The sequence below is a fragment of the Streptococcus oralis genome, from assembly GCF_001579175.1.
Lineage (GTDB): Bacteria > Bacillota > Bacilli > Lactobacillales > Streptococcaceae > Streptococcus > Streptococcus oralis_O.
Genome location: NZ_KQ970760.1, coordinates 102077 through 127693, shown reverse-complemented (window position 1 = coordinate 127693; position 25617 = coordinate 102077). Strand labels below are relative to the sequence as shown.

General features: G+C 43.3%; 25 protein-coding genes and 1 other RNA gene. 5 read left to right on the top strand and 21 right to left on the bottom strand.

The window, feature by feature from the left end; translation table 11 throughout:
• Window positions 1–36: 36 nt before the first annotated feature.
• The 3 genes from SORDD24_RS04860 to zapA form a co-directional block, all read right to left on the bottom strand.
• Complete coding sequence (locus tag SORDD24_RS04860) at window positions 37–2373, bottom strand: endonuclease MutS2 (protein WP_061408129.1); 2337 nt, start codon at window positions 2371–2373, stop codon at window positions 37–39.
• A gap of 100 nt (window positions 2374–2473) precedes the next feature.
• Entirely contained in the window at window positions 2474–3022 is a 549-nt protein-coding gene (locus tag SORDD24_RS04855) for a CvpA family protein (RefSeq protein WP_061408127.1), read from the bottom strand.
• The gene (gene zapA / locus SORDD24_RS04850; RefSeq protein WP_061408124.1) at window positions 3019–3321 is read right to left on the bottom strand and encodes a cell division protein ZapA; all 303 of its coding nucleotides are present in this window, start codon (window positions 3319–3321) and stop codon (window positions 3019–3021) included. The genes SORDD24_RS04855 and zapA overlap by 4 nt, the downstream gene beginning before the upstream one ends.
• An 86-nt stretch (window positions 3322–3407) precedes the next feature.
• On the opposite strand from zapA, the gene rnhC reads away from it, so the two are divergent.
• The 3 genes from rnhC (at window position 3408) to SORDD24_RS04835 (ending at window position 7403) form a co-directional block, all read left to right on the top strand.
• Window positions 3408–4289 (top strand): ribonuclease HIII, encoded by an 882-nt coding sequence (gene rnhC / locus SORDD24_RS04845; protein ID WP_061408123.1) that lies wholly within the window; start codon window positions 3408–3410, stop codon window positions 4287–4289.
• 3 nt (window positions 4290–4292) lie between these two features.
• Window positions 4293–4907: a signal peptidase I gene (gene lepB / locus SORDD24_RS04840; protein WP_001083993.1), complete on the top strand. Its 615-nt coding sequence runs from the start codon at window positions 4293–4295 to the stop codon at window positions 4905–4907.
• 126 nt (window positions 4908–5033) lie between these two features.
• The gene (locus tag SORDD24_RS04835) at window positions 5034–7403 is read left to right on the top strand and encodes an SF1B family DNA helicase RecD2 (RefSeq protein WP_061408120.1); all 2370 of its coding nucleotides are present in this window, start codon (window positions 5034–5036) and stop codon (window positions 7401–7403) included.
• A 47-nt stretch (window positions 7404–7450) separates the two neighbouring features.
• Here SORDD24_RS04835 and tig read toward each other — a convergent pair whose 3' ends face one another.
• The 18 genes from tig to SORDD24_RS04745 form a co-directional block, all read right to left on the bottom strand.
• A complete protein-coding gene (tig, locus tag SORDD24_RS04830; protein WP_061408117.1) occupies window positions 7451–8734 on the bottom strand; it encodes a trigger factor in 1284 nt (427 codons plus the stop codon).
• Between the two features lie 92 nt (window positions 8735–8826).
• A complete protein-coding gene (locus SORDD24_RS04825; protein ID WP_061408114.1) occupies window positions 8827–9483 on the bottom strand; it encodes a DNA alkylation repair protein in 657 nt (218 codons plus the stop codon).
• Window positions 9484–10116 carry a response regulator transcription factor gene (locus tag SORDD24_RS04820; protein WP_061408112.1) on the bottom strand — a complete coding sequence of 211 codons (633 nt, stop codon included), beginning with the start codon at window positions 10114–10116 and terminating at the stop codon, window positions 9484–9486.
• 13 nt (window positions 10117–10129) lie between these two features.
• Window positions 10130–11125 carry an envelope stress sensor histidine kinase LiaS gene (locus SORDD24_RS04815; protein ID WP_061408109.1) on the bottom strand — a complete coding sequence of 332 codons (996 nt, stop codon included), beginning with the start codon at window positions 11123–11125 and terminating at the stop codon, window positions 10130–10132.
• Window positions 11122–11820 (bottom strand): cell wall-active antibiotics response protein LiaF, encoded by a 699-nt coding sequence (gene liaF, locus SORDD24_RS04810; RefSeq protein WP_061408106.1) that lies wholly within the window; start codon window positions 11818–11820, stop codon window positions 11122–11124. The genes SORDD24_RS04815 and liaF overlap by 4 nt, the downstream gene beginning before the upstream one ends.
• A gap of 166 nt (window positions 11821–11986) precedes the next feature.
• Window positions 11987–12988, bottom strand: coding sequence for a type 2 isopentenyl-diphosphate Delta-isomerase (gene fni / locus SORDD24_RS04805; RefSeq protein ID WP_061408103.1), 1002 nt, complete (start codon window positions 12986–12988; stop codon window positions 11987–11989).
• Window positions 12972–13979 (bottom strand): phosphomevalonate kinase, encoded by a 1008-nt coding sequence (locus SORDD24_RS04800; protein WP_061408100.1) that lies wholly within the window; start codon window positions 13977–13979, stop codon window positions 12972–12974. The genes fni and SORDD24_RS04800 overlap by 17 nt, the downstream gene beginning before the upstream one ends.
• Window positions 13966–14919, bottom strand: a complete 954-nt coding sequence (mvaD, locus tag SORDD24_RS04795; protein WP_061408097.1) for a diphosphomevalonate decarboxylase — start codon at window positions 14917–14919, stop codon at window positions 13966–13968. Before mvaD ends, SORDD24_RS04800 begins: the two co-directional genes overlap by 14 nt.
• Complete coding sequence (gene mvk / locus SORDD24_RS04790) at window positions 14901–15779, bottom strand: mevalonate kinase (RefSeq protein ID WP_061408094.1); 879 nt, start codon at window positions 15777–15779, stop codon at window positions 14901–14903. Before mvk ends, mvaD begins: the two co-directional genes overlap by 19 nt.
• A 121-nt stretch (window positions 15780–15900) precedes the next feature.
• Complete coding sequence (gene cbpC, locus SORDD24_RS04785) at window positions 15901–16920, bottom strand: choline-binding protein CbpC (RefSeq protein WP_061408092.1); 1020 nt, start codon at window positions 16918–16920, stop codon at window positions 15901–15903.
• 17 nt (window positions 16921–16937) lie between these two features.
• A complete protein-coding gene (cbpJ, locus tag SORDD24_RS04780) occupies window positions 16938–17948 on the bottom strand; it encodes a choline-binding protein CbpJ (protein WP_061408089.1) in 1011 nt (336 codons plus the stop codon).
• Window positions 17949–18046: 98 nt separating this feature from the next.
• Window positions 18047–18736 carry a response regulator transcription factor gene (locus SORDD24_RS04775; RefSeq protein ID WP_061408086.1) on the bottom strand — a complete coding sequence of 230 codons (690 nt, stop codon included), beginning with the start codon at window positions 18734–18736 and terminating at the stop codon, window positions 18047–18049.
• An 11-nt stretch (window positions 18737–18747) separates the two neighbouring features.
• The gene (gndA, locus tag SORDD24_RS04770; RefSeq protein ID WP_061408083.1) at window positions 18748–20172 is read right to left on the bottom strand and encodes an NADP-dependent phosphogluconate dehydrogenase; all 1425 of its coding nucleotides are present in this window, start codon (window positions 20170–20172) and stop codon (window positions 18748–18750) included.
• Between the two features lie 75 nt (window positions 20173–20247).
• On the bottom strand, window positions 20248–21681 hold the full coding sequence (mapZ, locus tag SORDD24_RS04765; protein WP_061408080.1) for a cell division site-positioning protein MapZ: 1434 nt from the start codon (window positions 21679–21681) through the stop codon (window positions 20248–20250).
• Window positions 21682–21693: 12 nt separating this feature from the next.
• The gene (locus tag SORDD24_RS04760) at window positions 21694–22851 is read right to left on the bottom strand and encodes a THUMP domain-containing class I SAM-dependent RNA methyltransferase (protein WP_061408077.1); all 1158 of its coding nucleotides are present in this window, start codon (window positions 22849–22851) and stop codon (window positions 21694–21696) included.
• A gap of 84 nt (window positions 22852–22935) precedes the next feature.
• An RNA gene (gene rnpB / locus SORDD24_RS04755) (RNase P RNA component class B) lies at window positions 22936–23316 on the bottom strand.
• A 28-nt stretch (window positions 23317–23344) separates the two neighbouring features.
• Window positions 23345–23674, bottom strand: a complete 330-nt coding sequence (gene gpsB, locus SORDD24_RS04750; protein WP_000146521.1) for a cell division regulator GpsB — start codon at window positions 23672–23674, stop codon at window positions 23345–23347.
• A 69-nt stretch (window positions 23675–23743) separates the two neighbouring features.
• Window positions 23744–24271, bottom strand: a complete 528-nt coding sequence (locus SORDD24_RS04745; protein ID WP_061408074.1) for an SLOG family protein — start codon at window positions 24269–24271, stop codon at window positions 23744–23746.
• 67 nt (window positions 24272–24338) lie between these two features.
• On the opposite strand from SORDD24_RS04745, the gene recU reads away from it, so the two are divergent.
• Together recU and SORDD24_RS04735 are read left to right on the top strand one after the other, a co-directional pair.
• The gene (gene recU / locus SORDD24_RS04740; protein ID WP_000248765.1) at window positions 24339–24935 is read left to right on the top strand and encodes a Holliday junction resolvase RecU; all 597 of its coding nucleotides are present in this window, start codon (window positions 24339–24341) and stop codon (window positions 24933–24935) included.
• Window positions 24932–25617, top strand: a 686-nt coding sequence (locus tag SORDD24_RS04735; RefSeq protein ID WP_196757290.1) for a transglycosylase domain-containing protein, incomplete at its 3' end; no start/stop codon positions are given. The genes recU and SORDD24_RS04735, both read left to right, overlap by 4 nt.

Genomic DNA, 25617 nt, shown 5'->3' with positions numbered 1-25617 from the left:
ACTTCTTTTTCAAAAAAAGAGAAGCACTCTTTTTTTCTAACCTTTAAAGGTCACAATAGTGGCGCCACTGCCCCCAGCATTCTGAGGAGCATAGCCGAAACTCTTGACATGCTTGTTTCTTTGCAGGTATTTGGTAACTCCTTCACGGATGACTCCCGTTCCGATACCGTGGATGATGTCTACCTGAGCCATATTATTAAGCAGGGCTTGGTCAATAAAGGCGTCCAGCTCATTCATGGCTTCTTCATAACGTTTGCCTCGGAGATCCAGTCTTGCTTGCGGACCACGTCCAGAAGCACGTTTGACGACATTGACTTGTTTTTTCTTGACTGGGGCTTCTTGTTGAGCCTGAACAAGGTCAAATTCTTTCTCTTCCAAGGTCATCTTGATCAAACCAACTTGGGCTTCCCAACGGCCGTCCTTAAGTTGATTGGTCAAGGTTCCACGCTGACCATAACTGATAACCACGATATCATCCCCAACCCTCGGAGCTCGTTTTTTCTTGGCTTTTTGAAGAACCTTGTTTTTAGACAAGTCGACTTTTTCGGGAGCCAATTTTTTCAGCTCTGCCTTGGCTTCAATGATTTCATGGGGTTTGAGTTGAGACTTACTGTGGAGGTTCTTAAGAATCTGGTCACTCTCACTTAGAGCGAGTTCCACAATCTCAGCAGCTTGTTCACGCGCCTTGTTAAGCTCTGTTTCCTTCTCGCGATTGAGTTCGTTGTAGAGTTTTTTGAGTGCTCGGTTCATCTTGAGGTTTTCTTGCTCCACCTCACGGATATTGTCCAAGCGTTTACGGCTTTCAAGCGTTTGCTCTTCCAATTGTTCAATGATTCGGTTGACATCATTATCTTGGTTGACCTGCTGGCTGGCATCCCCGACAATGACATCTGACAAGCCAAGGCGTTTAGCAATTTCAAAGGCATTGCTTCGGCCAGGAACTCCCTGCATAAAGCGATAGGTCGGACGCAGAGTGGCTGTATCAAACTCCATGCTGGCATTTTGCACAAAGGCTGTCTCAATACCGTAGGCCTTGAGTTCTGGATAGTGGGTCGTCGCCATGGTCTTAACCTGACGTAAACGAAGATCCTCCAAAATAGCCATGGCAAGGGCAGCACCTTCCTGCGGATCGGTTCCTGCCCCAAGCTCATCTAGTAATAAGAGCGAGTGCTGGTTGACCTTGCTAAGAATATCTACGATATTGGTCATGTGACTGGAAAAGGTAGACAAGCTTTGCTCAATAGACTGCTCATCCCCAATATCTGCGAAAATTTCTTCGAAAATACCGACACGGCTCCCCTTATCAGCTAAAATAGGCAAGCCTGACTGGGCCATCAGTTGCGTCAAGCCCAAGGTTTTGAGCATGATCGTCTTCCCACCTGTATTGGGACCTGTGATGACAATGGCCGTTAATTCCTTACCAAAATGTACATCGTTTGCCACTGCATTTTTGACCAAAGGATGTCGAACATGAAGGAGTTGAATCTCTTGATTCTCTGAAAGTTGAGGAACAACTGCTTTTCTTTCTTGAATAAAGCGAACTTTGGCACGAATCAAGTCCAGATGGCCGATAATCCAAGCGTCATTAGCAATCTCAGCAGCATGAGGACGGACGCGTTCTGAGAGTTCCTGCAGGATACGAATCATCTCATAGCGCTCATCAGCTCGAAGACTCGCTATTTCTTCGCTCAGTTTCACGACCTCACGGGGTTCGATATAGACCGTATTACCACTAGCAGAGATGTCATGGACAACACCTGCAATCTTGTTGCGGTAGGTGTTCTTGACTGGTAAGACTTGACGACCATTTCTGCTAGCAATTATCCCTTCGGTCAACATCTGCGCTTTTTGCTTGAGCAAGTCTTGCAAGACATCTCGGACCTGACTCTCGCTATCATGAATTTTTCGACGAATGCGTGCTAGTTCTTCGCTGGCGAAATTCTCGATAAATCCTGCGTCATTTAGGGCTTGGAGACTCCCTTGCAAGTGTGGAAAATCATGCAGTTTTTCAAACCATCTCGCCAACTGCTCCAAGCGTACATTTTCAAGATTGGCATAAAAACCTTGCAACTCTCTGCTAGCAAGTAAGACCCGTTTGAGGAGCAGAAACTCCTCAATATTGAGATCCGCCCCCATCTCCAGACGCTTGCAGACAGCTGATATCTCACGCGTCGCTAGAATGGTAAAGTGGGGTTGCTCCACAAATAGGGCTTGCATTTCCTCCATCTCTGTAAAAGCTTGCTTGATTTTATCCACCTTAGCAGTTGGAACCAAGGCTTTTAACTCCTCTAGCCCTTGTTCAGTCAGGAGATGGGGTTCAAACAAGGCTTTGATTTTATTAAATTCTAAGGTTTCTAGTATTTTTGTATTCATATTCTTTCCTTGTATGCTTGTTTATAAGATTATAGCAACTAGAGGTTTTGACCTAGTCCCCAAATCTGTAAACAAAGGGCTAGGAAAAATCCCGCCCTTTTTATCCGATTAAATTTGTCACCCAGAGTTGTTTGATAAAGTTTGTCGTAAAAGGGACACTTTGGATGATGTTTTTGGCTACTATACTTTTTTCGAGTGAATTTTGAATGACTGCCAGAGGCACTGTTGCGAGAATGGTCAGAGCCATTTGTAAGACAAATAAGGTTACCAATAGAGACAAAACGCCTGCTCCGATACGAAACCATTTGACATCGAGCTTTTTAGTTGGAATCAAGTGCAGGAACAAACCGATAAAACGTCCGATACTGTAACAAATTCCGAAAACTAAAAGGTAGGCGAGACCCGCATAAAAGACCTTGTCAAGGTGAAACAGCTGGTCTGAAGGGAAGAAAAAGGTGCTCTGTCCTTCCTGAGGATTGGCATAAGGGACAAGCAAGTGGAAGTGTTCTCCCAGTGATTTATAAAACTGTCCCGCAACAAATGCTGAAATCACTGCAACGATGAAATAATAAACTTGCAGCACCAAACCTCTACGGTAGCCGATGTAAAAACCCCAAGCCAGAACCAATAAGAGTAGGATTGAAATCATAGGGAATCCTCAATCTTGCTCTGTTCTTGTTTGACAGCAATCAACTTGTGGCGGAGTTCTAACAACTCTTGCTCCTTGTCATCAAATTCAATTTCACGATTGAGCTGTGTAGACAGACAGTTGACCGCCAAAAGAAGCGCAATGGTTTCATCATCCGTCCCAGGCATTTGTTCTTTAATTGCTTGGTATTTTTCAGTCGCAACCTTGGCAATTTCCTCCATAAAGAGGTTGTCATGCTCGGTTGTCAAGGTTAATGTTTTTTTCCCGAATGTAAACTTATATCGATTTAGATTTGCCATAAAATTCACCTCACGATATTATACCAAATTTCGCTAACTTTGTCAGTTTTTACCAATTCTCCTGCTTTTGTGGTACAATAGAGACTATGGCAAGTATCACACTCACACCCAGTGAACAGGAAATTCAGAGCTTTTTAAGTCAGTATCAGAAGGCTCTCAGTCCTAGTAAAAATCCCTATATCCGCTATTTTTTGCGACTGCCTCAGACAACAGTTTCCGTCTATACCTCAGGAAAAGTTCTCCTCCAGGGCGAAATGGCGGAGCAATACGCTAGTTTCTTTGGTTATCAAGTTCAACAAGAAAACAGTGGACAAGATTTTCCTATGATTGGGACTGATGAGGTAGGAAATGGTTCCTACTTTGGCGGACTAGCTGTCGTGGCTTCCTTCGTGACACCTGACCAGCATGACTTCCTACGAAAACTCGGCGTGGGAGATTCCAAGACTCTGACCGACCAAAAAATTCGTCAGATTGCCCCTATCCTCAAGGAGAAGATTCCACATCAAGCGCTCCTTCTTTCACCGAGCAAGTACAACGAAGTCATCGGAGAGCGTTACAATGCTGTTTCTGTAAAGGTTGCCCTTCACAACCAAGCTATCTTTCTCCTGCTTCAAAAAGGGGTCCAGCCAGAGAAAATCGTGATTGATGCTTTTACAAGTCCAAAAAACTATGATAAGTACTTGGCACAAGAAACCAACCGTTTCCCAAATAAGATCACTTTGGAAGAAAAAGCTGAGGGCAAATACTTGGCTGTTGCGGTTAGCTCCATCATCGCGCGTGACCTCTTTCTGGAAAATCTAGAAAATCTGGGACGAGAACTGGGCTATCAACTGCCAAGTGGCGCTGGAACTGCATCTGATAAGGTTGCTAGTAAAATCCTTCAGGCCTATGGAATGAAAGGACTTCATTTCTGCGCCAAACTGCATTTTAAAAACACTGAAAAAGCCAAAGCACTTCTAGAAAGGTAAATTATGAATTCGTTTAAAACATTTCTAAAAGAATGGGGAGTTTTCTTCCTGATTATCGCACTGGTCGGTCTTAGCCGTATCTTTCTTTGGAGCAATGTCCGTGTAGAAGGACACTCTATGGACCCTACCCTAGCCGACGGAGAAGTTCTCTTCGTTGTCAAACACCTCCCAATTGACCGCTTCGACATCGTGGTTGCGCATGAGGAAGACGGAAATAAAGACATTGTCAAAAGGGTCATCGGCATGCCTGGAGATACCATCCGCTACGAAAATGACAAACTCTTTATCAACGGTGAAGAAACGAATGAACCTTACCTAGCTGAATACCTCAACTTATTCAAAACAGAAAAGTTGCAAAACACCTATACTGGCAAAGGATTTGAGGGCAATAAGGGAGTTTACTTTAGAGAACTTGCTCAAAAAGCACAAGCCTTTACGGTCGATGTCAATTCCAATACCAGCTTCAGCTTTACTGTCCCTCAAGGCGAGTACCTTCTCCTTGGTGATGATCGTCTAGTCTCTAGCGACAGCCGCCATGTTGGTACCTTCAAGGCCAGCGAAATAAAAGGCGAAGCAAAATTCCGTTTCTGGCCACTTAACCGTATCGGAACTTTTTAAGATAAGGAAGAGGCCGAGAACGCTAAGTCTCAGTCTCTTTTTCTATTGCGAGAAAAACCTTTTCGTCATCTAGCTTTTCAAAGTGGCCAAGAGATCAATTCTCACGAACTCATGTAAAGGAAACCTATGGAAGTTTATTTTTCAGGCACCATTGAACGCATTATTTTTGAAAATCCAAGTAATTTTTATCGCATCCTCCTCTTAGATATCGAAGATACCAATGCGGAGGACTTTGACGATTTTGAAATCATCGTTACAGGAACCATGGCGGACGTGATTGAGGGCGAAGACTATACTTTTTGGGGGCAAATCGTTCAGCACTCCAAGTATGGGGAACAGCTACAAATCAGTCGTTATGAGCGAGCAAAACCCACTAGTAAGGGCTTGGTCAAATATTTCTCTAGCAGCCATTTTAAGGGAATCGGTCTCAAGACTGCCCAGAAAATTGTTGATAGCTATGGTGAAAACACTATCGACGAAATTCTGGAGCATCCTGAAAAGCTGGAAGGCATCTCAGGACTCTCTGCCAAAAACCGTGAGGCTTTTGTTTCCACCCTCCGTCTCAACTATGGGACAGAGATGGTTTTGGCAAAACTAGCCAACTACGGCATTCCCAATAAACTAGCCTTTCAGATTCAAGACTTTTACAAGGACGAAACGCTGGATATTGTCGAAAATTATCCCTACCAGCTGATTGAGGATATCAAGGGCTTGGGCTTTACCATTGCTGACCAACTAGCAGCCGAACTAGGTATCGAAAGCCAAGCTCCCGAGCGCTTCCGCGCTGGCCTTGTCCACAGTCTCTTTCAAGGCTGTATGGATACGGGCGATACCTATATGGAAGCCCGAGATTTGCTGGAACAAACCCTGACTCTCCTCGAATCTTCCCGTCCCGTGGAACTCGATCCCAGCCAAGTCGCTCAGGAATTATCTCATCTAATTGAAGAGGACAAGGTTCAGCAGATTGATACCAAAATCTTTGATAATAGCCTCTTTTTCGCTGAGGAAGGCATCCGCAGTCACTTGGTTCGTATCCTTGAAAAAGGAAAACAAAAGAGTCATGATTTGGAAACCATTCACAAGCATATCGCTAGTGTTGAGGAAGAGCTGGGTATCCAGTACGATAGCATCCAAAAACAGGCAATCTGTGATGCTATCCAGAACAAGGTCTTTATCCTAACAGGTGGACCCGGTACTGGTAAGACGACTGTTATCAATGGGATTATCGCTGTTTATGCCCTTTTAGAAGGGCTTGATCTCAAGAAAAAAAGCAATCTGCCTATCCTTCTTGCTGCTCCAACTGGTCGAGCCGCTCGGCGCATGAATGAATTGACAGGTTTACCTAGCGCTACCATCCACCGCCATTTGGGAATGACGGGTGATGATGATACCAGCCATCTGGAAGATTATCTGGACGCCGACTTTATCATCGTGGATGAGTTTTCTATGGTTGATACTTGGCTAGCCAACCAACTCTTCTCCAACATTTCTTCTAACAGTAAAATCCTCATCGTGGGTGATAGTGACCAGCTACCTTCTGTCAGTCCTGGGCAAGTCTTAGCTGACCTGCTCCAGATACCCTTGATTCCGCAGACTCGCTTGGAGCGGATTTATCGTCAGAGCGAGGAATCAACTATCGTTACCTTGGCTAGCCAGATTCGACAAGGCATCTTACCAGCTGATTTTACCCAGAAAAAGGCAGATCGCTCCTACTTTGAAATTATGAGTAACCATATCCCAGCTACGATTGAGAAAATTCTTGGCGCTGCCCTCAGAAGTGGTATTTTGGCTCGCGATATTCAGGTGCTAGCGCCTATGTATCGAGGAACTGCTGGCATTGACGCCATCAACCAACTCATGCAAGACCTGCTCAATCCTCAGCAAAAGGGACAAGTGAGCTTTGAAGCAACTCAGTGTCACTATCGAACAGGGGACAAGGTCATTCACCTAGTCAACGACGCTGAAGTCAATGTCTTTAATGGAGACCTAGGCTACATCACAGACCTAATTCCTGGTAAATACACCGAGTCCAAACAAGACGAGATTGTCATTGATTTTGATGGCAATGAGGTCATCTACCCACGTAACGAATGGTACAAAATTCGACTAGCCTATGCCATGAGTATCCATAAGTCTCAGGGAAGTGAGTTTCCCGTTGTCATCCTGCCCATCACCAGTGCTAGCAAGCGCATGCTGGAGCGAAATCTCATCTACACAGCCATTACACGCGCCAAAAGCAAACTTATCTTACTAGGTGAATTACAGGCTTTCGACTATGCAGTCAAGCATATCGGGACTGCCCGCAAGACCTATCTGATTGAGCGTTTCAGTGATTTAATTGAAACTAATATTGAAGAAAGTAAACAAGCCTTCTCTGAAACTGCCACAGCAAGTGACTCTGAACAATCCTACATCCTCACCGAGGAAAACTGGTCTAGCATCCCAGCCATGATCGGGATTACAGATGCAGACTTAAAAGAGATTTTTGGAAAATAGTGCATCAGAAAACCCACCTAGTCAGGTGGGCTTTTTCTCTTTTAAGATTATTTTACTGTTGCAGTGCTTGTGATCAATTCAACAGCTTTTTTGATAGTAATATCGTGTTTCAACATGTCAGCTGAAAGCAAGTTTTGTACTTGTGCAACTTCCATGTTGTAGTCTGCTGCCAATTGCTCGATTTCTTTTTGGATTTCTTCTTCTGAAGCGTCAAATCCTTCAGCTTTGGCAACTGCTTCAATAACAAGGTTAGTCTTGGTACGTGACTCAGCTTCTGCTTCGTATTGTTTGTGAAGGTCTTCTTGAGTAGTTCCTGTGATTTGGAAGTACATGTCAGGATTGATACCTTGACGTTGCAAGTTTCCAAGGAATTCATTTACTGAACGGTGAACTTCTTCGTGGATCATTTCTTCTGGAAGTTCTACGATTTCAGCGTTTTCTACCGCTTTATCGATTGCTGCACCTTCAACGGCATCTTTGTATGCTTCTTCTTTCGCAGCAGTCAATTCCTTGCGGTATTTTTCTTTCAATTCGTCAAGAGTTTCCACTTCTTCGTCGATATCTTTTGCAAGTTCATCGTCAAGAGCTGGAACTTCTTTAGCTTTTACTTCGTGAATAGTTGTCACGAATTTAGCTTCTTTACCTGCAAGGTCTTCTGCTTGGTAGTCTTCTGGGAATGTTACAAGAACATCAACAGTTTCGCCAGCTGAGTGACCTACCAATTGGTCTTCGAAACCAGGGATGAATTGACCTGATCCAAGTCCAAGTGAGAAGTTTTCACCTTTTCCACCGTCAAATTCAACACCGTCAATAGAACCAACGAAGTCAATAACAACAGTGTCGCCATTTTCAGCAGCGCCGTCTTTTATAACCAATTCAGCCAAGTTGTTGCGTTCGCGTTCGATACGCTCTTCAACGTCAGCGTCTGTTACTTCTTTTTCTACATCTACTGATACTTCAAGGTTTTTGTAGTCACCCAATTTAACTTCAGGTTTTGTCACGACTTCAGCTGTGATAACCCAGTCTTGACCTTTTTCCATTGAAGTTACGTCAATTTTTGGTTGTGCAACGACTTCAAGACCAGCTTCTTTTACTGCAGCTTCATAAGCGTTTGGCAAAAGAGCGTTCATAACGTCTTGGTAAAGTGACTCTTCACCAAATTTTTGGTCGAAGATAGGACGTGGAAGGTGACCTTTACGGAAACCTGGAACGTTAAGAGATTTCTTTACTGAGTTGAAGACACGGTCCAATTCTGGTTTGATTTGGTCTTGAGAGATAGTGAAAGTCAAGACACCACGGTTTGTTTCTTTGTTTTCAAATGATACAGACATTCTGTCATTTCTCCTTAAAATTTTTTAAATACAGTCTATTATAGCATAAACCACGGTTAATTTTCAAGTAATGAATGCGCTTTTCAATGATGCTAAAGGTACTTGCTTGCTTCTCTGATACTAAGTTCAGCCATTCTTTCCTTGTTTTTTTCGATGAAGCTTGCTACCCATTCCGGATTGGTTTTGGAGTAGTCTCTTAGGGCCCAACCGATGGCTTTGTTGATAAAAAATTCGGTCTGGTCCAGATTATTGAGCAGGACCTTTTCCATTAGTTGAACATCCGTCTTCTCTTTTCTTAACAACTGGTGGTCAATAGCGACTCGCCTCAGCCAGATATTGTCTGATAGGCTCCATTTTAAAATCACTTCTTCAAGTTTCGGATGGTCGGTTACCAAACTTCCTACTACTCGATCTAAGATATCTACCGTATCCCACCAAGACTTGGTCACGACCAGACGCTCAAGCTTAGGCAAATCATCCTTCGTTAGATAAACCTGCATGGCTTTCAAATAGTTGGCGCCCACATATTGGTATTCTCTAGGCTCCTTTTCCCAGCAAGTGTCTACAAAATCCCAATCGATGAGCTTTGTTTTTTTCGCACTTGGAAAGTATTTTTTATAAAGGGCATTTCTTTCAGGAGCTGCAATACCTAAAAAGGAAAATTGGTAGCGCATATAGGCTTCCATGGGCCCTGCTTTATGCGGATCTTTTGCCGCTTCTAGCTCCTCAAGTAAATATGCAAGACTCATCTAAAAGTCCTCTTGCCCTACCAAGTGGTGCTGAAAGGCATAGACCGCAGCCTGGGTGCGATCGCTGACCTCAAGCTTGGCTAGGATGTTGGATACATGGGTCTTGACCGTCTTGAGAGAGATGAAGAGTTCATCTGCGATGCGCTGATTTTCGTAGCCCTTGGCGATGAGTTGAAGCACATCTCGCTCACGCGCAGTCAAATCCTCATGTAGTTCCATATGATTGCGGTGGTATTCCACCTTCTTGCTGACCTCTTGCTCAATAGCAAGCTCACCGGCAGCAACCTTACGAACAGCGTGGAGCAGTTCGTCCGCACTTGAAGTCTTGAGCATATAACCTTTCGCACCCGCGTTCAAGACAGGCATGATTTTTTCATTGTCTAGATAAGAAGTCACAATCAAAATCTTGGCTTCAGGCCATTCTTTGAGGATAGCCAAGGTAGCATCAATCCCATTCATCTCAGGCATGACGATATCCATGACAATGACATCTGGACGCAATTCCAAGGCCAAGTCAATCCCTTGAGACCCATTAGCCGCCTCGCCCACAACTTCTACATCGTCTTGGAGGTCAAAGTAGCTTTTCAAGCCCAATCGGACCATTTCATGGTCATCTACTAGTAAAATTTTCATCTTTACTCCTTTATCATTCCTTTTCTAGCAGGGGAATACGGATATCAACCGCCAGTCCTTGCTTAGGTGCTGTCAAGAGTTGAACTGTTCCTGCCATATCTTCAACCCGCTCCTTAATATTTCTCAGTCCGTAACTCAAGTCGTCTAAGCTCCCCAACTGGAAACCAATCCCATTGTCCACCACCTTCAGCTGCAATTCAACATCTGTCTGATAGAGATAGACATCCAAACAAGATGCTTGGGCATGGCGAAGGGTATTGCTGATCAACTCCTGCAAAATACGGAAGATATGTTCTTCAATCTTCTTGGGTAATTTAGACACGTTTTGCTTGAGACTAACCTTGAGATCACTCTTGTCCTCTAGCTCTTTTAAGAGGATTTGAATCCCCTCAACCAAACTCTTCTCTTCCAACTCAACAGGTCGCAAATGTAGGAGCAAGACCCGCAAATCTTTCTGGGCTGTTTCAAGGATAGCTGCAACACTTTGCAACTGGGTCTGCATCTTTTCTCTATCCAGCTTCAAAGCCTGCTGGCTTATCCCTGATAAAATCATATGGGCTGCAAACAACTCCTGACTAACTGTATCGTGCAAGTCACGTGCTATCCGCTTCCTTTCTTTCTCGATGATTGCTTCTTCCTTGACCAGGCTTTGATTTTCAGCCTTTTGAACAGCCTCTGTCAAGAGGTTAAGCTTGCCAGACAAGGACTTAAAACTGGCATCCAAGTCTGGATCTGCAAAAGAAACCACCTCTTTTCCTGCTAGCAGTCGCTTGAGATTGACTTGCATTTTTCTGCGAGAGACTTCTTCTATCACCCGCCAAAAGAGGACAAAAAAGAAGGTCATGGAAAGGCTAAAGACCAAGATCAAGAAGATGAGTTTCTCTGTTTTCTCGATATCCTGTAGCAAATAGGACCAATCAAGATTTAGAATATCAAGCAGACTATTAGCCAAAAAGAGAATAAAGAGGAGTGAAGTCAGGCCGATTAACAGATAAGATTGCTTTTTCATCCTCTGACCACCTCCACATCGCCAACCATAGTAGTTAGGAAAATCTTGACGCTCTTGTTACTCTTAAGATAGTCTCTGGTCTCCTGATGATAGTGTTCATTGCGGAGGGATCTCTTAGGTTGATGAAGGAAAGTAAGATCTCCATAAAGGCAGTTAACACTGAGGCTGATTTCCACATCTACGGGCACGATAATCCTAGTCATTCCGACCATCTTTCTAAGGATAATGACATTGTCATGATTGGTTAGGATAACTCTTTCCAAATGAATGGTGTCCTTGCCCATGAGACGAAAGAGATTGATATCGTCAAATCGGCAGGTCTGGTGACTAGAGAAATGATGGAGATTGCCAAACCAAGGATTGTGTTCATTTTTAACCGTTACCACCTCTTCAAAGACCAAATCCGTCTCCTCTCTTTCTTGATTCATCATTGGATAGAGAAGAAAGAGACTATAGATGACCGCTACAAAGATGGCTAAAATCACAAAGGGATTGAGCATGACGATGAAAAAGAAAAGAATAGTCGCCACAAGGAGGAAAACGTTGTTGCCCTCTTTACCTGTATAATAACGAAGCAAGAGCAAAAAGAGGAATAGAATCAGCAAAAAACGCGAAAAATGCTCTGATACCATCAAAATCAGAGCTCCCGTCAACAGACAGGCTTCAATAAATAAAAAGATTTGAAATTTTTTCATAGATGCATCCTCTCCCTTCTATTTTATCACAATTCAGAAAAGTCACCTCGGTCTGAGGATGGAAAAAGGAGATAGGACAGAAATCGCTCCTATAAGCTAGGTTTCATCAACTCACTACAGTTGACAAAAGGCTACAAAAAAGGGCGGGATTCTTGTCCCGACCTCTCTACGTCTGATCTTTTGCTTCTTTTAGTTTGCCATAAAGAATATAGTCTACGTTTTGCAGATCCGCTATGGTGGCACAGTTAAGGGCACACATGATCAAACGTAGATCTTCTTTCCAGCCTTGGATGATGCCAATCACCTCTTCGACTGTGTAGCTTTCAATCAACTCTAGAACGGTACGTGACAGTCCTACAGCTTTGGCACCAAAAACCAAGCACTTAATCATATCCAACGGATTCCGAACGCCTCCACTGACCAAGAGTTCGACCTTGTCTTTCCAGTCTTGGGCATTGAGGAGGGCTTGCATGGTGGACTGGCCCCATTGATTGAGGTAATCACGCTGACCACTGCGACGATTTTCGATATAGGCAAAGCTAGTACCACCACGACCCGACAGGTCAACCGTTCGAACACCCAGTTCATAGGCTCTTTCGATGGTCTTTACATCCATGCCAAAGCCCACTTCCTTGAGAATAATAGGAACAGGGATTTGCTTGCTATAGTCTGCCAGATGCGAATACCAGCTTCTGAACTTCCTTTCTCCCTCCGGCATGAGTAATTCCTGCATAACATTGACGTGCACTTGCAGGAGAAGAGGATTCATCGCTTCTACAGTCTGAAGTCCCAACTCAACAGGCTTGTCCAAGCCAATATTGGTTCCAAGGAGGAGATTTGGATGGCTAGTCTTGACAGAAAAAGAGTCATCTGTTGGATCTTTGAGGGCTGCGCTATAAGAGCCCGTCACAAACAAAATCCCACATGCTTCAGCCACCTGAGCCAGCTTTTGATTGATTTCTCTCCCCTTATCGCTCCCACCTGTCATGGCATTGATATAAAAAGGAAAGTCCCATTTTCGACCAGCAAATTCTGTCGAAAGATCAATCTCATCTAGGTCATAGAGCGGTATCGAAGAGTGGATTAACTCAACCTCATCAAAGCTATTATAGGTGCTTTTTTGCTCAAGGGCATAGCGGATATGCTCATCCTTACGATTTGTCGTCATGTCCTATCCTTTCTTGGTATAAGAGCTCAATCCCCAGATCGGCCCAACGATTTTTTAGGGTTTCGGTCGATTGCACATCAAAACTCAAGGCAATCCCACAGTCACCACCACCAGCTCCACTGCTCTTGGCAACGGCTTGCAAATCTTGGCTGGCTTCTTTCAACTGTCTCAGCGAAGGTGTGTATATATCTGGGCTCAACCCTTCTAAGAGCTGGCTGGCTGTTTCCACCTGCTCGATGATATTTTCTATTTTCCCCTGCTCCAAGGCTTCTACCAAAGTAACCACTGTTGCTTTTGAGGAAGTTAAAAAGTTCTGGTCTATGTTTTGTTTGATTTGTTGGACCATATTACTAGACACAGCCACTTCCTTGGTCCATCCCACTAGGAAATCACATTCTAGACCTGGTTGCACTTGTGAGATAGAAAAGCTCCAGTCACGCTCCAAAACTGTCGCCAAGTTTTCTTCTTCCAACCACGCAGACACCTTCTTTCGATCAAAAGACTGGTAGAGAACCAAATCTTCTGTCACAATACAGGCAAGGTCTCCCATAGAACCATTGTCGCCTCGCTTGAGCAAGACCGCGCTAGCCAGCTTGAACAAGAGTTCCTGATCAACCGTAATATCATACAAAGCCAGCAGAGCCTTGATCACCAAGACAACGACGCTACCACTAGAACCTAGACCAAACTTTTTCCCTTCCCGTTCCATTTTTCCACGGATTTCCAAGGAAAAAGGTCGCAAGGTTTGCCCACGATTAACGAGGAAATCTTCCACTAGAGAAATCGTTTCTTGAATCAAACTGTAGGCAGGATTTGGCGTCAAGTCCACTGCGAAATCAAACAGATCAGAATAGATACAGTAGCTATCAGAAAAGGCAATCTCCCCTTTCATATAGATAGGTATCGCCTTTATCAAGGCCAACTGTCTTGGCTCTAAAATAGCATACTCACCCGCCCAATAGAGTTTTCCGCAAGTTTTAACAGCAATCATCTTGGCTCAAATCCTTTGTTTTTGACACAATCAAGCGATAACGTTGACCGAAAATTTCTGATAAATGCTCCAAGTCTTTCTCCTGACAGAGGACCTTGACATTGGGACCCGCATCCATGGTAAAGTAGCAGGTTTCCCCTTGCTCACGAAGCTGTCGGACAAAGTCCATAGCTTCATAAGTCGCATCCGTTAGATAAGAAAAGGCTGGCGATGCTGTTTTTGTCGTAGCGTGCATAGCAAGGGCATTTTTCTCCGTTAGTTCCCCAACCTTGGCAAAGTTATTCTCTTTGAGATAAACCAGCATCTCCTGATAATCCTTCTCAGACTGGCGTACCCAGTCATCAAAGGTCGTCGAGGTTTCCACACAAAGTTTCATCCCATCACGGCTAGAAATTGGTTTTTTCTTGTCCTCTAGCACCAACATGATCATAGCTAGTTTCAAGTCTGTCTCTACAGGGTAAATCTCTCCACTATCCTTATCCCAGGCACCTAGTGGTCCATAAAAACTCCGAGAAGAAGAACCAGAAGCAAACTTAGCCTCCTGTGCCAACTGACTTCTATCCAAACCAAGCTGGAAATAAGCATTGCAAGCCTTGACCAAGGCGGACAAACCGCTGGAACTGGAGGATAAACCCGCTGCAGTCGGCATGTTGTTTTGGGTATCGATACGGACAAAGCCCTCACCTGCTGGACGATAGCGGTCGATAATCTTGCTCATCTTGGCATGCTCCGCCTCATTTTGGAGCTGACCATTGATATAAAAGGCATCAGCTGTCGCATGGGCTGGTAGAGGCGACAAGGTCGTCTCTGTGTACATATTTTCCAAAGTCAGAGAGATACTGCTAGTAGCAGGAACCATCTCTTTTTCTTTTTTCTTTCCCCAGTATTTGATAATGGCAATATTTGCGTAGGAACGTACTGTTACAGGCTTTCGATCCATGTCTGAACAGCTCCTTTCTCTTCTAATCCTTTTGCTAGTTCTTGTGCTTGATCCAGATTGGCTACCAAGGCAATGATACAACCTCCTAGGCCACCACCACTCATCTTGGCACCCAGACCACCATGGCTAAGAGCCGTTTCAACGAGGGAATCTGCCTCAGGGCTACTGACACCAATTTCTTTTAGATGTAAATGCGCCTGACTGAAGATTTGTCCCAGTTTTTCAGCATCTTTTTGTCTAATCGCATCTTCTGCCTGCTGGGTCAATTCTCCCAAGGCATGCAAAAACGGTAGGGCATCCTTCCCCTTGCTTTGAACCACTTGGATGGCTTCACGAGTGCGACCATACACGCCCGTATCAGCAATCACCAAATAGGCAGATAGGTTCATCTCAAGTTCTGTAAAACCAACATTCTTGATAAAGCGAATAGGCTGGTCACTGAGACAGGTCTTGGCATCCAAACCACTTGGATTCATATGGGCAATCATCTCTGCTCGATTGACCAAGATTTCCAATACATGATGAGGCAGTTCGACTTGATAGTAGTCAAAAACAGCTCGAATGGCTGCTATGCTAATAGCTGCTGACGAACCCATCCCCCGTTTTTCAGGAATGGCTGAGTCAATCTGACAACGAATGCAAGCATCCTTGATATTTAGATGCTCAAGCGAGGCATACACCGCCATAGACAAGGTATCCTCCTCATAGAGGCGCCAAGGACTCGCTGCAGGAACTACCTTACAAGTCACCTCCACCTCCAAAAGAGGCAGGGAGATAGCAGGATAACCGTAAACGACCGCATGCTCTCCTATTAAAATAATCTTACTATGTGCCTGACCGACACCAACTTTTTTTGTCATTTTTTCCTTTTGCTAGACGAAAAAGCCGTCTCATTTTTCATACAAGTATTTATTCTTTCCTATCTATTTTATTATATTTTCACAAAAAAAGCGATTGTTTCCTTCACAATCGCCTCTTTCATTATTGAACCCATTCGCCATTATAATTGACAGAATAGCCTTCTACGGTAGTATTCACCGCCAAAGCACCTGAGCTATAAGCATAGTACCATTTGCCATTGACCTGGAACCAGCCTGTCTTCATATCTCCATTACTTGCATGTAGATAATACCAAGTCGAACCTTCTTGATACCAACCAGTTGCCATTGCTCCTGATGAACGGAGATAGTACCATTTGTTCCCAAGGTTTTGCCAACCAGTTTTCATATCGCCATTTGGTTGGTCTAAATAATACCAAGTGGTACCTTCCTGATACCAGCCAGTCGCCATTGCTCCTGATGAACGGAGATAGTACCATTTATTACCAAGATGTTGCCAACCTGTTTGCATGATGCCAGTTGTTGGATCTAAGTAGTACCATGGAGCAGGTTTGCTTCTATCAATGCCAAAAGTAACATGGAAATCTTGAGTCCAACCCTTAGCAACTTCACCAATTGGTAGTGGATTGTAAGAATCATCGCCAGAAATTCCTAGCTTATTTAAATAATACCAATTGCCGTCTTCATAAGTCCAGCCTGTCTTTACAGCATAATGATTATCAAAATAATAAGTTCTCTTTTCAGCAGATGGAGTATATTGTTCACCGTATACTTTTCCTGTATTTTCAGACGTTTTTGCCTCTAGTACTTGTTTATCTGTTTGTTCTAGCAAAGCACCATCTTGTCCAAAATAGTACCACTTCTGTTGAAGGCCAATTTCTAAGACTGGACGATTATTAAATAAATTATCACGATAACCTGTTCCATGAATTTCTACGTATTGCCAACCGACAACCATCTCTCCTCTATCACCAAAATAGTAAGTTTTACCGTCTATTTTATGCCAATAGATTGCTTTATGATCATCTTTTACATAATATTTTCTATTATCCTTATCAACAAATTGGCCACCTGTGGTATCCGCAAATACAGTATTTGTAGCTAGCAAACCAAAGAAAAATGTTGCTAGTGCGACTTGCATCATTTTTTTCAAAAGCTTCATTTGTATCTCCTCCAAGATTAAATCCACTCACCAGATGAAGCAAAGTTATAAACTTTACCATCGATAGTTTGGCTACCTGTAACCATTGCTCCATTTGAATTGAGATAATACCAGTTTCCATTTACTTTGGTCCAACCTGTCTTCATATCTCCATTACTTGCATTTAGGTAGTACCAAGTTGAACCATCTTTATACCAACCAGTTGCCATAGCTCCTGATGAACGGAGATAGTACCACTTGTTACCAAGATATTGCCAGCCTGTTTTCATATCGCCATTTTCAGCATCTAAATAGTACCAAGTTGAGCCTTCCTGATACCAGCCAGTTGTCATAGCTCCTGATGAACGGAGGTAGTACCACTTATTGCCAATTTGATTCCAACCAGTTTGCATGATACCAGTTGTTGGATCTAGATAGTACCAAGTCGAATCATCGTTTATCCAGCCTGAACGTCTTTCACCACCAATATAGTTTTCTCCATTAATTTCCGTTTTAGCTAGATAATACCAATTAGACTGATCATAAAGCCAACCTGTCTCTAAAGAATGATTTTGATTAAAGTAATAGTTCGTGTAAAAACTCTTCTCTTCTTTATCTTCCGGATTTGTACGTTTTTCCCCATACTTTCTTCCAACACTGTCTTTAGTTTTAACCTCTAATGCTTTCCAACCAACAAACTCTTGTAGCACTCCATTTTTATCGAAATAGTACCACTCTGACTTTGGAAAACCTTCTAATCTGATACCATTTGGGTAAGGACCAATTGTAGTACCTTTATCTGGCATGGGAATATACTGCCATCCAACAACCATCTCACCTGATACATGATCGAAATAATAGTACTTGCCATCAATCACTCGCCAGGCCGTTTCTTTGATGTCACCCTTCTTGTAGTAGGTTCTACCATTTTCTTGGACAAATTGCCAGCCTTCTGAATCAGCATCATCCGCCAATACGGTATTAGTCGCTAGCAAAGCAAAGAAAAAGACTGCTAGAGCAACTTGCAACATTTTTTTCAAAAATTTCATTAGATCTTCCTCCATAACTGATTGTAGCAAAGACCCGACTGTATGTCAATATATAGAAGCCCCTCAAAAAAAGCAGTTACACAACTGCAACTGCTTTTCTATTCTTGCATGGTGTAACCGACACCACGCACGGTTTTAATGTAGCTTTTTTGACCTTTTACATCAAGCTTGCTACGTAGATAACGGATATAAACATCCACGATATTGGTTTCTGTCGCACTTTCGTACTTCCAAACACTTTCCAATAACTGCTCACGAGTCAAGACTTTCTTGCTTCCCATGAGAGTAGCCAAGAGGTCATACTCACGGCGCGTCAGAACAATCATCTCCTCGCCACGATAAACGGTATGATGTTCTACATCCATACGTAGGTTGCGGTAAGACGTTGGAACCTTCATCTGACTACAGTGTTGGTCAATGAAGTCCCGACCTCGGAAAATCGCTGAAATACGGGCTACCAGATTATCAATAATCACTGGCTTATAGATGTAAGAAACGGCGAAGCGCTGGATTGTCTCAATCTGGTCTTGCAATTCTTCGCGATGGTCCAAGACCATAATCACTGAGGCTGGTTTTGTCCGACTCAGCCTCTCTGCAAAATCCTGGGCCGTCATATCCCCCAGATGAGCATTCAGTAAAATCAAGTCATAATCTGTCTGGAGAGCCATAGAGAGGGCTTTTTGCCCCTCATCTACCAGATCAACACGGTATTGCTCTTTTTGGAGTTCCAGACTGAGAAAATGAGCTAGATTTCGTTCTTTCTCAAGTAATAAAATCCGTTTCCCCATGGCAGACCTACTTATTTTTCGTCATACCAAGAGTAGTGGAATGTTCCTTCTTTGTCTTTACGTTGGTAAGTGTGGGCACCAAAGTAATCACGTTGCGCTTGGATCAAGTTAGCTGGAAGGTCAGCTGAACGGTAGCTATCAAAGTAAGTAATGGCTGCTGAGAAGGTTGGTACTGGTACACCAGCTTGAACAGCAAGTGCTACGATATCACGCACTGCTTGTTGGTACTGAGCAGTGACATCCAAGAAGTACTCATCCAAGAGAAGGTTTGCAAGGTCTGCATCACGGTTATAAGCATCTGTAATTTTTTGCAAGAAACGTGAACGGATGATACAGCCATCACGCCAGATAGAGGCGATGTCCGCAAATGGCAAGTTCCAGTTGTTTTCTTTAGAAGCTACACGCAATTGGGCAAAACCTTGTGCGTAAGAAATGATTTTTGAGAAGTAAAGGGCTTGACGGATCTTTTCGATCAACTCAGCCTTGTCACCTTCAAATTTGAAAGTAGCTGGTTTTGGAAGAACCTTGCTAGCATGTACACGCTCTTCTTTGTATGTAGAGATGTAACGTGCAAATACTGACTCAGTGATAAGTGACAATGGTACACCAAGGTCAAGAGCTGATTGGCTAGTCCATTTACCAGTTCCTTTGTTTCCTGCAGCATCCAGGATGTAGTCTACGATTGGTCCATCCTGGCCTTCATCGTCTTTACGGCTCAAGATATCAGCTGTGATTTCAATCAAGTAGCTATCCAATTCACCCTTGTTCCACTCAGTAAAGATTTCAGCCATATCCTCTGCAGAAAGACCGAGCAAGTGTTGCATGAGGTCATAGCTTTCTGCGATCAATTGCATGTCACCATACTCGATACCGTTGTGGACCATTTTCACATAGTGACCAGCTCCATCAGGACCGATGTAAGTCACACATGGTTTACCGTCTTCTGGTGCTTTAGCTGAGATTTCTTCGAGAACATCAGCAACCAATTCGTAGGCTTCTTTTTGTCCACCTGGCATGATAGAAGGACCTTCAAGGGCACCTTTTTCACCACCAGAAACCCCAGTACCGATAAAGTTGATGCCTGAGTTAGCCAACTCTTCGTTACGACGGATGGTATCTTTGTAGAAAGTGTTTCCTCCGTCGATCAAGATATCACCCTTGTCAAGGTGTGGAAGAAGGGCTTGGATAGTTGCGTCTGTACCAGGTCCAGCTTGAACCATGAGCATGATACGACGAGGTTTTTCGATTGAGTTTACAAAGCTTTCCACGTCATAGCTTGGCACAAAGTTCTTTTCAGGATGGCAAGCAATCACATCTTCTGTTTTTTCTTTACTACGGTTGTAAATGGCAACTGTATAACCACGAGATTCGATATTTAGGGCAAGGTTACGACCCATTACGGCCATACCTACGACACCAAAGTTAGCTTTTGTCATGTGACACTCCTCTTGTTTAATATGTTTTATTTTATCATTTTTACCTATGAAAGGAAAGAATTTTGTAACGGTCTCCTAGTAGTCCAAGTCATCAGCATGACCAGAACCATTCCCTACAAAGTAACCCGTCTTACAGTTGAGGGTGAAGAGATAGGTTCCATCTGGTTTGTAAAGGTTGTAATAACCATTTCCGTTTACAATATTGACCCGTTCTAGGATATATTGGTTGCCAGTGATATAACCGCGAGCACGTGATGTCGCTAGGATTTGTTCCAAAACACCATCTGCAAAAGTCCAAGCAGGGTTGTTGCTATCGTCTACAGCTGTTTGGTTGTACGGTACACGACTAGCACTTCTTTGAAGGTTAACACCATCACTCGACAAACCACCATTGGTATCTCTAGCTGGTGCTGTGGTACTTGTTGAAGGTGTCGTGCTGCTCGCATTGCTTTCTGTAGCTGAACTTGAACTTGCTTGACTAGAACTTGAACTAGAAGCACTTGTTTGTTGGCTCTTACCGAGGCTAATAGCTTTATCCAAGAGCTTGTCTAATTCTGTGTTACCTGTTTTGATTTCTGTAAACTTAGCGTCTGCTTTAGCTTTCGCATTGGTATCCAAGACACCGTCAGTGATTGCCGGACTTTCAAAGAGGGCATTGACATCTTGGATGGCCTTGATTTGAGCTGCTAAACTATCGTATTTTGACTTAGCTAATGTATGATTACGACTACCTTCTAACTTATCTAGCAAGGTTTTCAGTTGACTCAACTTATCGAACTGGCTATTTTTCAAAGCTGTCTTATTTTCATCTGTATAAAAGGCATCATAGAGCGTATTAAACTCTTGCAAGTCGGTTTGCGATTCCTGATTGCCTGAAGATGATTGAGAAGCCTGAATTTCTTGATTTGAACGAGATACTTGTCGGTAGACATAATACATTCCAGCAAGAACAAGAATTGCAGCCACCACTGAGGCAATGATGATCATTCCCTTTTTCTTAGAGTCTTTCTCAGGCTCCGCCTGAGCCGAGCGTGATAGAGGAACAATCACTTCTTCCTCTTCTAGACTTTCTGTCTCTTCTTCTGTTGCTGTGTTGGTTAATACAAGTGTTTCCAGTTCTTCATTTTCTTCATCTAGAGGAGACAGAACAACACTAGCAGCCTCCGTTTCCTCTGTATCGCCAGAAACTTCCTCCGTAACAAGATGTGTTTCTTCGACTTCTTCAGAAGTCTCGCTAGATTCTCGCACTTCTTGAATCATATCTTCTAGACTTTGAGTGGAAGCTAGTTCTTCTTTTTTAAACTGACGAGTTTCAAACTTGTCAGCTTCAATCTCTTCACGGTGTTGTTTGATGTATTTGTCCAAGATGCTGTCCTCAGGCAATACTCCAGCCTCCACCTCTTCATTCTTACGAATCACTTGACCAACAGTCAAATCTTTTGCTTCATCAAAGTCAAATTTGGGTTCTTGATGTCCTTTTTTATGACGATCACGTCTTTTCTTACTCATGAGTTCACCTTTCTATTTTAACTCCTGACGTTTCACACGCTGACCAAAGTATTGATACAAATCCACTTTTAAGGTCCCGTTATACAGTTTTCGTTTTTTATCAGCTGGACTTCCGTACTTACTTTCAAATGCTTCATCACTGGTCAGGATAAATTTACTCCAGGTTTTCAGTGGCGCAAATACTTGTCCCATCTCAGCATAGAGCTTGGTAACTCCTGCATCATCAGACAAACGCTCACCATATGGCGGATTGGAGATGATGACACCATTTACCTTGTCCGAGCGCAAGTCTTGTACCCGCATTTGCTTAAAGGTGATATCACCTGCCACACCTGCTGCTTGAGCATTGGCTTTAGCAATTTCAACCATACGAGCGTCTATATCACAGCCCATGATATCCAGTTCCAGTTCACGGTCAATTTTCTTGGCAGCATCCGTACGCACTTCTTGAATTAACCGATCGCTGACCCAGTTCCATTCTTCAAAAGCAAAGGAACGGCGAAGACCAGGGGCCATCTTCTTAGCTATCATAGCCGCCTCGATGCAGAAGGTTCCTGAACCACAGGTCGGATCAATCAAAGGCTTGTCCGGATACCAGTTTGAGAGTTGTAAAATGGCTGCTGCCATGTTTTCTTTGATAGGAGCTCCACCCTTTTCCGTACGATAACCACGTTTAAAAAGGCTAGAACCTGTCGTGTCAATCATGACAGTTGCCACATCTTTCAGGATAGATACCTCAATCTTAAACTCGGGACCAGTTTCCATCAAGGGAACACCTTCTGGGCGGGCATAATGTTTTTGTAATTTCTTCACAACAGCCTTCTTGGAAATAGCCTGAACACTGGGCTCGTTATGGAGTTTAGACTTGACACATTTGGCCTTTGATATCGGGAAACGTGCTCCAAGTGGGAGATAGTTTTCCCAATCTAGAGCAAAAACTCCTTGAAAGAGCTCTTCAAAGGTCTTTGCAGGGAAGCTTCCAACTACAATCTTGATGCGATCCGCTGCTCGAAGCCAAAGATTGGTCTCAATGATTGCCCGCACATCACCGCGGAAACGGACACGGCCGTTTTCAACCTGGCAATCATAGCCTAGTTCTCGCACCTCACGTCCAACGACAGCCTCAAGACCCGCTGCAGCAGTTGCGATTAAATTAAATTCTTTTTTCATTTTACAGTCTTGTAAGACCTTTCTTTTGTTCACTTTAAAAAATGAGGTTGAGAAAGATTTCTCAGCCCCAACCTATATGCAATTTTCTATAAGCCATGTTTTGTTCCAGAAGTGACTAGGACCACTTCCTTCGATAATCATCTGTCTACCACTAACAGCTCTAGCTGCTAGCAGTCAGAGTACTACGTTCGTTTCCGTGCACTCCATGCCCCGACCAAAATTTGGGTTGCTAGCTTGAGGGGTTTACCGCGTTCCACTCTCTCCGTTTCCAGAGAGACTCCGTCACTGTGGCACTTTCAAGCCTAATCTGACTTATCCGAAGACTTAGCCATTTCGGCTGCCGTAACGATCTCTCGTCCCTAGGCTTATGGTTTCGCCTAGCACAAACACTACAGGCATCACAGCCTGTGCTAGCATGGACTTTCCTCATGAAAAGAGAATCTCTTCACGCGATTATCCAAAAATTGCATTTATGCACTTGATAGACACTCAATTATACATCTTCATTGTCTAAAATTTGTTTACCAAACACTTCTTTTTCGAGTCTATTCAATCGTTTCAAGATATCAAAGTTTGTCATCGAGGTAGAAGCGGTAACTTCGATAGAATCAGGCTGAGTTGGAACTGACTGTGGTTTACGAGACAATTCGTCCTTCAAATCCGCTATCTCTTGACGAAGAGATTTGACCAAAGCTGCATAAGTCTCATAATCCTTAATCACATCATCAAGGAATTCATCCACTTCTGCTTTGCTATATCCACGAACTTCACGTCCAAAGTCTTGTTCAAAAATATCTTTCGCTGAAAATATAATACTTGCCATGTCTCTCTCCATTCTGGGTTACTAGTATTATTATATAAAAAAAGATAAGTAAAAATCAAGGTCAAAGCCTTACTTTTCGGAAAAATTTTCTACTATTTCATTCAAGTCCTCAAATGTTAATCGTCTTGTAACATAGTCCGCTTGATTTTTCATCATTTGGTAAAAATATCGTAACTTGGTTTCCTTTTCTTCGTCGTAAAAAAGATAACAAGTATCTGTATTCTCCAGCAGAAATTTCTGATAATCACGCAGTTGCCCCTTGTGCTCATATTGTGGATAGGCATATTTGACAAAGTCAACCTGCTTGAACTCACTCAATTTGGCTTGATTTACTTCATTCCAATTACTGCCATGGGTTTCAAAATCAAGAATGGTCGCCAATTGAAATCCATACTCTTCTTTCATTTCTTTAGCTACTTGAAGCACCCAGTATTCAAAGCCCAGAGTCCCTGTAAAGACAAGCCAGGTCACCCCTTCCTCTGCTAGACCTTCCAAGTCTCTACCAATGGCTTTTTTGATAATGTCAACACGAATATCCTTGTCATTAAAGAGACCAAGGTCGAAGGCAGAATAGCCTAAAATCAAGGCTGTATGCATTTTTTCATCCTTTCTGTATACTTTTATGGTATAATAGAGTGATGTTATTGTACCAATAAGGAGAATTATGGTCAACTATCCACATAAAATTTCATCACAAAAAAGACAACCATCCCTTTCAAAAACTAAAAATTTCGCAAATCGGGGGATGTCCTTTGAAAAGATGATCAATGCTACGAACGACTACTACTTGTCGCATGGGCTGGCTGTTATCCACAAGAAACCGACTCCCATCCAAATCGTACGTGTCGATTATCCCCAAAGAAGTCGAGCCAAGATCGTTGAAGCCTACTTCAGACAGGCCTCAACAACAGACTATTCGGGGGTTTATGATGGATACTACATCGACTTTGAAGCAAAGGAAACTAGGCAGAAACATGCGATCCCGATGAAGAATTTTCATCTCCATCAGATCCAACACATGGAACAAGTCCTTGCCCAACAAGGGATCTGCTTTGTACTCCTTCACTTTTCTTCTCAGCAAGAAACCTACTTATTGCCGGCCATTGACTTGATTCGTTTCTATCATCAAGATATGGGACAAAAGTCAATGCCACTTGGATATATTCAAGAAAATGGATATAGGATTGAGCCTGGTGCCTTTCCTCAGATTCCCTATCTCGATATTATCAAAGAACATTTACTGGGTGGTAAAACAAGATGAACAAACAAATTTTCCTGCGAATAGCTAAGTATGTCAGCATCTGTCTCTTAACTGTATTTATCGCAGCAGTTGTGCTAGGCGGGGGACTCTTCCTCTACTATGTCAGCAAGGCTCCGGCCCTATCTGAAAGTAAATTAGTCGCTACAACGTCTAGCAAGATCTATGACAAAAACGATGAACTCATTGCCGATCTTGGATCAGAACGTCGGGTAAATGCGCAAGCAAATGAAATCCCTACTGAGTTGGTTAATGCCATCGTATCAATTGAAGACCATCGTTTCTTTAATCACCGTGGGGTTGATACTATTCGTATCCTCGGTGCCACTCTACGAAATCTTCGTGGTGGTGGAGGCCTTCAGGGAGCTTCAACCTTAACGCAGCAGCTGATTAAATTAACTTATTTCTCTACATCAACGTCGGACCAGACCCTTTCACGTAAGGCTCAAGAAGCTTGGCTGGCCGTTCAACTTGAACAGAAAGCAACCAAGCAAGAAATCCTGACCTACTACATCAACAAGGTCTACATGTCAAACGGTAACTACGGTATGCAAACTGCTGCCCAAAATTACTATGGCAAGGACCTCAAAGATTTGAGTATCCCGCAGTTGGCTCTCCTTGCCGGAATGCCTCAGGCGCCAAATCAGTATGATCCATACTCACATCCAGAAGCGGCTCAAGAACG

Bases quoted from the DNA above. Each gene is read 5' to 3' on its own strand.
- SORDD24_RS04860 (WP_061408129.1), bottom strand. From the start codon at position 2,373: ATGAATACAAAAATACTAGAAACCTTAGAATTTAATAAAATCAAAGCC.
- SORDD24_RS04855 (WP_061408127.1), bottom strand. From the start codon at position 3,022: ATGATTTCAATCCTACTCTTATTGGTTCTGGCTTGGGGTTTTTACATC.
- zapA (WP_061408124.1), bottom strand. From the start codon at position 3,321: ATGGCAAATCTAAATCGATATAAGTTTACATTCGGGAAAAAAACATTA.
- rnhC (WP_061408123.1), top strand. From the start codon at position 3,408: ATGGCAAGTATCACACTCACACCCAGTGAACAGGAAATTCAGAGCTTT.
- lepB (WP_001083993.1), top strand. From the start codon at position 4,293: ATGAATTCGTTTAAAACATTTCTAAAAGAATGGGGAGTTTTCTTCCTG.
- SORDD24_RS04835 (WP_061408120.1), top strand. From the start codon at position 5,034: ATGGAAGTTTATTTTTCAGGCACCATTGAACGCATTATTTTTGAAAAT.
- tig (WP_061408117.1), bottom strand. From the start codon at position 8,734: ATGTCTGTATCATTTGAAAACAAAGAAACAAACCGTGGTGTCTTGACT.
- SORDD24_RS04825 (WP_061408114.1), bottom strand. From the start codon at position 9,483: ATGAGTCTTGCATATTTACTTGAGGAGCTAGAAGCGGCAAAAGATCCG.
- SORDD24_RS04820 (WP_061408112.1), bottom strand. From the start codon at position 10,116: ATGAAAATTTTACTAGTAGATGACCATGAAATGGTCCGATTGGGCTTG.
- SORDD24_RS04815 (WP_061408109.1), bottom strand. From the start codon at position 11,125: ATGAAAAAGCAATCTTATCTGTTAATCGGCCTGACTTCACTCCTCTTT.
- liaF (WP_061408106.1), bottom strand. From the start codon at position 11,820: ATGAAAAAATTTCAAATCTTTTTATTTATTGAAGCCTGTCTGTTGACG.
- fni (WP_061408103.1), bottom strand. From the start codon at position 12,988: ATGACGACAAATCGTAAGGATGAGCATATCCGCTATGCCCTTGAGCAA.
- SORDD24_RS04800 (WP_061408100.1), bottom strand. From the start codon at position 13,979: ATGATTGCTGTTAAAACTTGCGGAAAACTCTATTGGGCGGGTGAGTAT.
- mvaD (WP_061408097.1), bottom strand. From the start codon at position 14,919: ATGGATCGAAAGCCTGTAACAGTACGTTCCTACGCAAATATTGCCATT.
- mvk (WP_061408094.1), bottom strand. From the start codon at position 15,779: ATGACAAAAAAAGTTGGTGTCGGTCAGGCACATAGTAAGATTATTTTA.
- cbpC (WP_061408092.1), bottom strand. From the start codon at position 16,920: ATGAAGCTTTTGAAAAAAATGATGCAAGTCGCACTAGCAACATTTTTC.
- cbpJ (WP_061408089.1), bottom strand. From the start codon at position 17,948: ATGAAATTTTTGAAAAAAATGTTGCAAGTTGCTCTAGCAGTCTTTTTC.
- SORDD24_RS04775 (WP_061408086.1), bottom strand. From the start codon at position 18,736: ATGGGGAAACGGATTTTATTACTTGAGAAAGAACGAAATCTAGCTCAT.
- gndA (WP_061408083.1), bottom strand. From the start codon at position 20,172: ATGACAAAAGCTAACTTTGGTGTCGTAGGTATGGCCGTAATGGGTCGT.
- mapZ (WP_061408080.1), bottom strand. From the start codon at position 21,681: ATGAGTAAGAAAAGACGTGATCGTCATAAAAAAGGACATCAAGAACCC.
- SORDD24_RS04760 (WP_061408077.1), bottom strand. From the start codon at position 22,851: ATGAAAAAAGAATTTAATTTAATCGCAACTGCTGCAGCGGGTCTTGAG.
- gpsB (WP_000146521.1), bottom strand. From the start codon at position 23,674: ATGGCAAGTATTATATTTTCAGCGAAAGATATTTTTGAACAAGACTTT.
- SORDD24_RS04745 (WP_061408074.1), bottom strand. From the start codon at position 24,271: ATGCATACAGCCTTGATTTTAGGCTATTCTGCCTTCGACCTTGGTCTC.
- recU (WP_000248765.1), top strand. From the start codon at position 24,339: ATGGTCAACTATCCACATAAAATTTCATCACAAAAAAGACAACCATCC.